This is a genomic window from uncultured Stenotrophomonas sp., from assembly GCF_963519925.1.
Lineage (GTDB): Bacteria > Pseudomonadota > Gammaproteobacteria > Xanthomonadales > Xanthomonadaceae > Stenotrophomonas > Stenotrophomonas maltophilia_AE.
The window spans coordinates 1-9,533 of the sequence record NZ_CAUQPH010000136.1 but is presented as its reverse complement, the minus strand read 5'-3'; the positions used below and the strand labels follow the sequence as shown (position 1 = coordinate 9,533).

General features: G+C 67.0%; 7 protein-coding genes. 5 read left to right on the top strand and 2 right to left on the bottom strand.

The features are described from left to right. From RWO33_RS16960 to RWO33_RS16950, 3 genes are all read left to right on the top strand, one after another. The coding region (locus RWO33_RS16960) for a ribonuclease HII (RefSeq protein ID WP_314106336.1) at positions 1–579 on the top strand (579 nt) is incomplete at its 5' end. Between the two features lie 722 nt (positions 580–1,301). After that, a complete protein-coding gene (gene dnaE, locus RWO33_RS16955) occupies positions 1,302–4,883 on the top strand; it encodes a DNA polymerase III subunit alpha (protein ID WP_314106335.1) in 3,582 nt (1,193 codons plus the stop codon). 112 nt (positions 4,884–4,995) lie between these two features. Next, complete coding sequence (locus RWO33_RS16950) at positions 4,996–5,955, top strand: acetyl-CoA carboxylase carboxyltransferase subunit alpha (RefSeq protein ID WP_314106334.1); 960 nt, start codon at positions 4,996–4,998, stop codon at positions 5,953–5,955. Between the two features lie 195 nt (positions 5,956–6,150). Here the strand turns inward: RWO33_RS16950 and RWO33_RS16945 are convergent, their stop codons facing one another. Then, the gene (locus RWO33_RS16945) at positions 6,151–6,606 is read right to left on the bottom strand and encodes a CopD family protein (RefSeq protein WP_145478159.1); all 456 of its coding nucleotides are present in this window, start codon (positions 6,604–6,606) and stop codon (positions 6,151–6,153) included. A gap of 127 nt (positions 6,607–6,733) precedes the next feature. On the opposite strand from RWO33_RS16945, the gene RWO33_RS16940 reads away from it, so the two are divergent. Continuing rightward, positions 6,734–7,327, top strand: coding sequence for a class I SAM-dependent methyltransferase (locus RWO33_RS16940; RefSeq protein WP_145478160.1), 594 nt, complete (start codon positions 6,734–6,736; stop codon positions 7,325–7,327). 157 nt (positions 7,328–7,484) lie between these two features. Beyond that, positions 7,485–8,798 (top strand): polyhydroxyalkanoate depolymerase, encoded by a 1,314-nt coding sequence (gene phaZ, locus RWO33_RS16935; RefSeq protein WP_314106331.1) that lies wholly within the window; start codon positions 7,485–7,487, stop codon positions 8,796–8,798. Positions 8,799–8,865: 67 nt separating this feature from the next. On the opposite strand, the gene RWO33_RS16930 is transcribed toward phaZ, so the two are convergent. Continuing rightward, the coding region (locus RWO33_RS16930) for a sensor domain-containing protein (protein WP_314106330.1) at positions 8,866–9,533 on the bottom strand (668 nt) is incomplete at its 5' end.

Below are 9,533 nucleotides of genomic sequence, written 5' to 3'. Positions count from 1 at the left end.
GGCGTGGACGAGGCGGGCCGCGGTCCGCTGGCCGGCCCGGTCGCGGTGGCGGCGGTGGTGTTCTGCCCCGACCGGCCCCGCCTGAACGGCCTGGACGACTCCAAGCAGCTCACCGCGCTGCGCCGCGACCAGCTGTTCGACAGGATCCAGCAGCGGGCGCTGGCGTTCCACGTGGTCATGGTGGACGTAGGCGAGATCGATGCGCTCAACATCTACCAGGCGACCATGCTCGGCATGCGCCGGGCGGTGGAAGCGGTGGCGCACGTGGCCCAGTTCGCGCGCATCGACGGCAACGTGGTCCCCAAGGGCCTGCCCTGCCCGGCCCAGGCGCTGGTCGGCGGCGACGCGCTCGACCGCGCGATCATGGCCGCGTCGATCCTGGCCAAGGTCAGCCGCGACCGCTACATGCTGCAGCTCCACGAGCAGCACCCCGAATACGGTTTCGACCAGCACAAGGGCTACGGCACCCCGGCCCACCTGGCCGCCCTGCGCACCCACGGCCCCTGCCCGCACCACCGCCAGAGCTTCGCCCCCGTCCGCGACTGTGTGGCTGCGCCCGCCAGCGCCATGACGGCCTGACGCACAGCTGATGCTGCCAACCCGGCGTAGAGCCGGGCTCTGCCCGGCTGCTTCACGCATTCTGGCGAACAGCCCATATGCAACGTTGCCTTGGCTTAGGCGGGTCGGGGCGGGTCCGTGGGGGACGCCGTAAATACGTCCTTGTAGGCTTGGTCGCCGCTTGCACGTGTGCGCTGTCCTGCGCACACGGCAAGACCGGGGTTGGGCTCCTGCCCAACCGGTCGGGCGCATGCGCCCGACCCATGCCGCTCACACCCCCACAAACCCGCCCCGCCCCACCTTCCGACAGTGTGTCGTTGCCACGGGAAAAGCAGTTGCCGGGCGGAGCCCGGCAACACCCGCGTCTGCCGTGGCCGCCGATCGTCTGTAAGGGGCGGCGGCGGGGGTAGGGGTACGGGACCTTTCCTTGCAACATGGATGTTGCAAGAGAGCCCCCAAGGGTGAAGGCGCACTGCCTGCGAGGCACTGCCTCGCGTGCGACTGAACGCCCAACCGCTGGCGGTTGGGCCGGGGCCCGGAGGGCGGTTTACGGCGTGTCCCGTACCCCTGCCCCCGCCGCCGCCCCAGCACGTAGATTCCCCGACGAGGCGCTTTGGCTTTGGCTTTGGCTTTGGCTTTGGCTCCCGATCCTGCGAACGCACCCGCCTTAACCCTTCGCCCTGTCAAGCCTTGTCCGGCCCGACTCCCGCCGCTACCCTGACCGGGCATTACATTGGCCCGGCATGACCACTTCCCGTTTCGTACATCTGCACGTCCACACCGAATTTTCGCTGGCGGATTCGACCATCCGTGTCCCGGCGAAACCGGATCAGGCTGACCCGAAAAAGGCCAAGCAGGCCAACCTGCTCAGCCGCGCCGTCGAACTGAACCTGCCCGCGCTGGCAGTGACCGACCTGAACAACCTGTTCGCCCTGGTCAAGTTCTACAAGGCCGCTGAAACCGTCGGCATCAAACCGATCGCCGGCGCCGACATCATGATCGCCGAAGAGGGCATGACCCCCTGGCGCATGACCCTGCTGTGCCGCGACCGCGAAGGCTACCTCAGCCTGTCGCGCCTGCTTACCCGCGCCTGGATGGAAGGCCACCGCCCCGAAGGCGGCGTCGCCGTGCATCCCGACTGGCTCAAGGCCGGCTGCCATAACCTGTTCGCCCTTGCCGGCCGCGACAGCCTCGCCGGGCGCCTGGCCGGCGACGGCCGCCATGACCTGGCCGAACAGCAGCTTGCCGACTGGCAGCGCGTGTTCGGCGATGGCCTGCACCTGGAACTGACCCGAACCGGCCGTGACGGCGAAGAAGCCTTCAACCAGTTCGCCCTGGTCGCCGCCGGCCAGCGTGGCTTGCCGGTCATCGCCAGCAACGACGTCCGCTTCCTGCGCCCCGACGACTTCAGCGCCCATGAAGCGCGCGTCTGCATTTCCTCCGGCCGTGTCCTCGACGACCCCAAGCGCCCGCGCGACTACAGCGACCAGCAGTACCTGAAATCGCCCGAGGAAATGTGCGCGCTGTTCGCGGACATTCCCGACGCGATCGACAATACCCTCGCGCTGGCCGAACGCTGCAACATGGAAATGCGGCTGGGCACCTACTTCCTGCCCGACTACCCGGTGCCCGACAACGAGACGCTGGACAGCTGGATCTGCAGCGAATCGCGCAAGGGCCTGGAAGCGCGCCTGCAGAAGAACCCGCTCGCCGACGGCAAGACCCGCGAAGATTACTTCGAACGCCTCGAATTCGAACTGGCCACCATCATCAAGATGGGCTTCCCCGGCTACTTCCTGATCGTGGCCGACTTCATCCAGTGGGGGAAGAGCCAAGGCATCCCGATCGGGCCCGGGCGTGGTTCCGGCGCCGGCTCGCTCGTGGCCTGGGCGCTGCAGATCACCGACCTCGACCCGATTCCGTACAACCTGCTGTTCGAACGGTTCCTCAACCCCGAACGCGTGTCGATGCCCGACTTCGACATCGACTTCTGCATGGACCGCCGCGACGAAGTCATCGACTACGTCGCGCGCAAGTACGGCCGCGAACGCGTCAGCCAGATCATCACCTACGGCACCATGGCCGCCAAGGCCGTGGTGCGCGACTCCGGGCGCGTGCTCGGCTTCCCGTATGGCCTGGTCGACGGCGTGTCCAAGCTCATCCCCAACATCCTGGGCATCTCGCTCAAGGATGCCATGGGCGAAGGCAAGGACTCGGAAATGGCGTCGCCGGAGTTGATCCAGCGCTACCAGAACGAAGACGACGTGCGCGACCTGATCGACCTGGCCCGCCAGCTCGAAGACCTCACCCGCAACGCCGGCAAGCACGCCGGCGGCGTGGTGATCGCGCCGGAACCGCTGGCCGAATTCTGCCCGCTGTTCGCCGAACACGACGAAGGCGGGCGTGGCCGCAACCCGGTCACCCAGTTCGACAAGAACGACGTCGAAGAAATCGGCCTGGTGAAGTTCGACTTCCTGGGCCTGCGCACGCTGACCATCATCGACTGGGCGGTCAAGGCGATCAACAAGCGCCATGCGCGCGCCGGCATCCCGCCGGTCGACATAACCGCCATTCCGCTCGACGACGCCCCCACCTACAAGGACATTTTCGCCAACGGCAACACCGGCGCCGTGTTCCAGTTCGAATCCTCCGGCATGCGCCGCCTGCTGAAGGACGCGCGCCCCGACCGTTTCGAAGACCTGATCGCCCTGGTATCGCTGTACCGTCCCGGCCCGATGGACCTGATTCCTTCCTTCAACGCGCGTAAGCACGGCCAGGAAGAAATCATCTATCCCGATCCGCGTACCGAAGCGATCCTGAAAGACACCTACGGCATCATGGTGTACCAGGAGCAGGTCATGCAGATGGCGCAGATCGTCGGCGGCTACTCGCTCGGCGGCGCCGACCTGCTGCGCCGCGCGATGGGCAAGAAAGTGCCGGCCGAAATGGCCAAGCACCGCGAGATCTTCCGCGAAGGTGCCGCCAAGGGCGGCGTCGACGGCCCCAAGGCCGACGAAATCTTCGACCTGATGGAGAAGTTCGCCGGCTACGGCTTCAACAAGTCGCACGCCGCCGCCTACGCCCTCGTCAGCTACCAGACCGCCTGGCTGAAGAAGCACTACCCGGCCGAATTCATGGCCGCGACCCTGTCCTCGGACATGGACAACACCGACAAGGTGGTCGGCTTCCTGGCCGAAGTGCGCAACCTCGGCCTGACCGTACTGCCGCCGCGCGTCAACGAATCGGCCTACATGTTCGAAGCGTCCAGCGCCGACACCATCCAGTACGGACTCGGCGCGATCAAGGGTGTCGGCCAGGGCGCGTGCGAAGCGGTGGTCGACGAGCGCCTCGCCAAGGGCCGCTACCAGTCGCTGCTCGACTTCTGCATGCGCATCGAGTCCGGCAAACTCAATCGGCGCACGCTGGAAGCGATGATCAACTGCGGCGCGCTCGATGGCCTCGGCAAGAATCGCGCATCGCTGATGCTGCAGCTGCCCGAAGTGCTCAAGGCCACCGACCAGATGTCGCGCGAGAAGGCCTCCGGGCAGAACTCGCTGTTCGGCGCACCGGATCCGGTCAGCACCGCCCTGCAGCTGGACCTGCCCGAGGCCAAGGAATGGCCGCTGGGCCAGCTGCTCGACGGCGAGCGCGAAACCCTGGGGTTCTACCTCAGCGGCCATCCGTTCGACCCGCATGCCGACGACGTCAAGGAACTGGTCGGCACCGACCTGGGCATGCTGGAGAAGCTCATCCCGCCTGCCCGGCCCAGCAAGGATGGCGAAAAGCGCGCCTGGCGCCAGGAAACCCCGGTGATCCTGGCCGGGCTGGTGGTCGGCGTGCGCCGCAAAGGCGAAAGCCAGATCTTCATGCAGCTTGAAGACGGCAAGGGTCGGGTCGAGTGCAGCGCCTTCACCGATGGCCTGGCCGAGTTCGGCCACCTGATGACCAAGGATCGCATCCTGGTGGTCAAGGGCGGCCTGCGCGAAGACGAATTCAACGGCGGCTATGCCCTGCGCATCCGCCAGTGCTGGGACTTCGAGGAAATCTGCGCCAATTACGCCACCCGTCTGTCGCTCCGCCTCGACCTGCGCCAGGGCGAGCCGGTCTGGGGCCGGGTCAACGCCCTGCTCGACCGCCATCGTCCCGGCCGCACCCCCCTGCGCCTGGACCTGCTGCTGGGCTCCGAGCAGGGCCCGGTGGCCGGCATGCTGGACGTGGCCGGCGACGTCGCCGTGCGCGTGGACAGCCAGCTGGTGGACGCGCTGCGGGCCGACCCGGCCGTGCGCACGCTCAAAGTCCGGTACAGCCCGCCATGGGCGAATTGATCCAGGTAGCGCCGGGACCTGCCCCGGCTGGGGTGTTCCACCAGACGACCCCGTACGGGGCATTTAGACGCATTCGGCTACACTTTCCCTCTTTTCTTCACGACGGCTTCCGATGAATCCGAACTACCTCGACTTCGAGCAACCCATCGCTGATCTGGAGGCAAAGATCCAGGAGCTGCGCAGCGCAAGCGCCGGCCCGGCGGTCAATGTCGAAGCCGAAGTACGCACCCTGCAGGACAAGCTGCGGCTGCGTACCGCCCAGATCTTCCGCAACCTGACCTCGTGGCAGGTGCTGCAGCTGGCCCGGCATCCCTCGCGCCCCTACACCGCCGACTACATCCGGATCATCTGCGATGAGTTCCAGGAGCTCGCCGGCGACCGTGCCTTCGCCGACGACAAGGCGATCATCGGCGGTCTGGCCCGCATCGGCGGGCGCCCGGTCATGCTGATCGGCCACCAGAAGGGCCGCGACACCAAGGAAAAAATCAAGCGCAACTTCGGCATGCCCAAGCCGGAGGGCTACCGCAAGGCGCTGCGCCTGATGAAGATGGCCGAGCGCTTCGGCCTGCCGGTGCTGACCCTGATCGACACTGCCGGCGCCTGGCCGGGTATCGACGCCGAATCGCGCGGCCAGTCCGAAGCGATCGCGCGCAACCTGATGGAAATGGCCGAACTGAAGGTGCCGGTGATCTGCACCGTGATCGGCGAAGGAGGCTCCGGCGGCGCGCTGGCGCTTGGCGTGGGCGACCGCACCCTGATGCTGGAGTACAGCGTGTATTCGACCATCAGCCCGGAAGGCTGCGCCTCGATCCTATGGAAGGACGCAGGCAAGGCCAAGGACGCCGCCGAACAGCTGGGCCTGACCGCCCCGCGCCTGAAGAGCCTGGGCCTGGTCGACAAGGTGGTGCGCGAGCCGACCGGCGGCGCCCACCGCAACCCGAACCAGATGGCCAAGCGCTTGAAAGCGGTGCTGCTCAACGAGCTGGATAGGCTGGAAAAGCTGTCCACCGAGGACCTGCTGCAGAAGCGCTACGAGCGCCTGCGCGGGTATGGGGCGTACGAAACGGCCTGATCTGACGCTGCGGTTGTGGCGACAAAAAACCGGGCCTTGCGCCCGGTTTTTTTGTGTCTTCGTCCGGATGGCTCAGCCACGCGGGGCGTGGCTCCACGGCATCCTGGTGCCCCCAGCCACGCAGGGCGTGGCTCTACGGCATTCTGGTGCCCGGCGTAGAGCCACGCCCTGCGTGGCTGCGCAATGCCGGGTCGCTCAGAACGGCTTGGCCAACACCAGCCACACCACCCCGATGAACAACACCAGCGGCAGCTCATTGAACCAGCGCAGCGCGCGCGACGACGGCAGCACCCTGCCCTTCACCGCGCCCTTGAGCAGGCGCCCGGTCCAGCTGAAATACACCAGCAGCAGCACCACCAGCCCCAGCTTGGCATGCAGCCAGCCCGCCGCCCCCGGCGCGACCATCGTGGGGAAATCCGGAATCACCTTGTAGCCCAGCCACAGCACCAGCCCCAGCACCAGCGCGATGCCGAACATCATGTGCCCGAACCGGTACAGGCGCAGGCCCATCAGCTGCAGCCGCTCGATCACCGGCAGCTGGCCTGCGGTCTCGCTCAGGTTGACCAGGATCCGCGGCAGGTAGAACACCGCCGCCATCCACGCCACCACGAACACCAGGTGGAAGGTCTTGACCCAGTAGTAGGACTGCATGCGCTTGCTCCGGCGGCTGGCTTGGGATGTCGTGCATTCTGGCCGATTCGCACCGTCGCCGCATGCGCGACGCTTTGACGCAGCGCGGTACCATGGCGGCCGCTTCCACTCTGCCCGCCTTCCCGCCATGTCCAAGACCTACGACCAGGCCTACTTCCAGCGCTGGTACCAGCCCGACCAGACCGGTGGCGCCGCGCGCCTGGCGCGCAAGGTCGCGCTCGCCGTGGCCAGTGCCGAGTACTACCTGGAGCGGCCGATCCGCAGCGTGCTGGATATCGGCGCCGGCGAAGGCGCGTGGCGCGCGCCGCTGCTGAAACTACGCCCGCGCGTGCAGTACATGGGCTTCGACAGCAGCGACTATGCCGTGCAGCGCTACGGTCGAAGCCGCAACCTGCACCCGGCGAAAGTGGGCGATTTCGCCTGGCTGCGGCCCTGCCCGCCGGTCGACCTGCTGGTCTGCGCCGACGTGATGCACTACGTGCCCAGCCGTGAACTGCGCCCGGCCCTGGCCGGCTTCGCCGAGCTGACCGCCGGCGTCGCCTTTCTGGAAGCGTTCACCGCCGAGGACGAGTTCGACGGCGACCACGAAGGCTTCCAGGCCCGCCCAGCCGCCTGGTACCGCCGACAGCTCAAGGCCGAAGGCTTCACCGCACTCGGGTCCCACTGCTGGCTTTCGCCCGCATTGGCAGGCCACGCCGCCGCCCTCGAGCGCGGCGCGTAGAGCCACGCCCTGCGTGGCTGCTTCACGATCTGGCACCAGCCACGCAGGGCGTGGCTCTACGCGTCTCATCCTGCCGTGATATTTTCCCCATTAACCCATGGGACGAAGCGCTGCTGTATGCTGCGCGGCAACATAAGACCATACATATTCGGACGTCATGCTTTACCAACTGCATGAATTGACCCGCAACATGCTCGCCCCGTGGGTGTACCAGGCCCAGGCCAACGCGAAGTTCTTCGCCAACCAGGGCCACTGGTGGTCGCAGATGCCCGGCGCCGACCGCCTGGCGGCGGTGAACGAGCTGTTCCACCGCATCGGCAAGGATTACGAGAAGCCCGAGTGGGGCATCAACGAAATCGAGGTCGATGGCGAGCGCGTACCGATCGTGGTCCACGAAGAGGTCAGCAAGCCGTTCTGCAAGCTGCTGCGCTTCAAGCGCCACAGCAACGAAGCCGACCAGCTCAACACCATGCTCAACCAGCCGTTCGTGCTGGTGGTGGCGCCGCTGTCGGGGCACCACGCCACGCTGCTGCGCGACACCGTCCGCACCCTGCTGCGCGACCACCGCGTGTACGTCACCGACTGGGTGGACGCACGCATGGTGCCGGGCAGCGAAGGCGACTTCAGCCTGGACGACTACATTGCCTACGTGCAGGAATTCATCCGCCACCTCGGCGCGGAGAAGCTGCACGTGGTCAGCGTCTGCCAGCCGACCGTGCCGGTGCTGGCCGCCGTTTCGCTGATGGCCAGCCGCGGCGAACCCACCCCGCGTTCGCTGGTGATGATGGGCGGCCCGATCGATGCGCGCTGCAGCCCCACCGCAGTGAACAACCTAGCCACGCAGAACCCGCTGTCGTGGTTCGAGAACAACGTCATCCACACCGTGCCGCCGGGCTACCCCGGTGCAGGCCGCCGCGTGTACCCGGGCTTCCTGCAGCACGCCGGCTTCCTGTCGATGAACCCCAGCCGGCATTTCAGTTCGCACTGGGATTTCTATGCCGACCTGGTGAAGGGCGACATGGAGGATGCCGACGCGCACCGCCGCTTCTACGACGAGTACAACGCGGTGCTGGACATGCCGGCACGCTACTACCTCGATACGATCCGCGTGGTGTTCCAGGAATTCCTGCTGCCGCGCGGCGAGTGGTACGTGCAGGGCGAGCGGGTCGACCCGGGCGCGATCACCGGTACCGCGCTGCTGAGCATCGAAGGCGAGCTGGACGACATCGCCGGCCTGGGCCAGACCGAAGCCGCGCAGGCGTTGTGCACCGGCATTCCGGCCGAACGCCGTGAGCATTTCATCGTCGAAGGCGCCGGCCATTACGGCATCTTCAGCGGCCGCCGCTGGCGCGAAACGGTGTACCCGAAGGTGCGCGATTTCTTCGCCGCCAATACCCAGGCCGCCGCAAGGCCGAAGAAGCCGGCGAAGGCGGCGAGCAACGTCACCCCGATCCGCAAGAAGGCGGGTTGACCGGGGTATCGACCAACGGTCGATACCTACCCGGTAGGTCACGACCGTTGGTCGTGACCGCGATGAATCACAACCGTACCAGCAGGTGCTTTGCCATCTGCCCGTGCACGTGGCCGATGCCGCGCGCCAGGTGCAGGGTGAGGAACAGCAGCTGCACGCCCACCGCCGCCAGCACCGGCGTCGCCCACATCGGGACCGACTGCTCGCCATCGAGGTAGATGCCGTAGCTCGGCGCGAACATCGCCGCCACCGGCGCCCAGATGAAGGCCAGCGAGACCGACAGCAGGGTGACCGCCAGGGTGAAGTACAGGATGCCCAGCGGCAGCATCAGCATGAAATACAGCAGCGTCAGCCAGGTGCGCCCGTCGGTGAACATGTCGCCGATGCGCTGCAGCCAGCCGCGGCTGCGGTCGGAATAGCGCGGTCGGCGCGGCATGCGTTCGCCCAGCAGCACTTCGATCAGCCGCCCTTCCAGCAGGGCCAGGCCGCGCACCGAGCCGAAGAACAGCACGGTGAGCGGAATACCGATGATCAGCACCAGCAGCCCCATCGACAGCGACAGCCCGGTGACCACCCAGGTGAAGAAGAACGTGCCGGTGGCCAGCGACAGCAGCATGTAGAACAGCGCGCCGTAGGTGCGCGGTTCCAGTGCCACGCCGAAAAAGCGGGCCAGCGCCGAACGCGGCGGTGGCGGCGCGCGCTCCGCCGGTGGTACCGCAGCGCCCGCTGCAGCCG

Bases quoted from the DNA above. Each gene is read 5' to 3' on its own strand.
- dnaE (WP_314106335.1), top strand. From the start codon at position 1,302: ATGACCACTTCCCGTTTCGTACATCTGCACGTCCACACCGAATTTTCG.
- RWO33_RS16950 (WP_314106334.1), top strand. From the start codon at position 4,996: ATGAATCCGAACTACCTCGACTTCGAGCAACCCATCGCTGATCTGGAG.
- RWO33_RS16945 (WP_145478159.1), bottom strand. From the start codon at position 6,606: ATGCAGTCCTACTACTGGGTCAAGACCTTCCACCTGGTGTTCGTGGTG.
- RWO33_RS16940 (WP_145478160.1), top strand. From the start codon at position 6,734: ATGTCCAAGACCTACGACCAGGCCTACTTCCAGCGCTGGTACCAGCCC.
- phaZ (WP_314106331.1), top strand. From the start codon at position 7,485: ATGCTTTACCAACTGCATGAATTGACCCGCAACATGCTCGCCCCGTGG.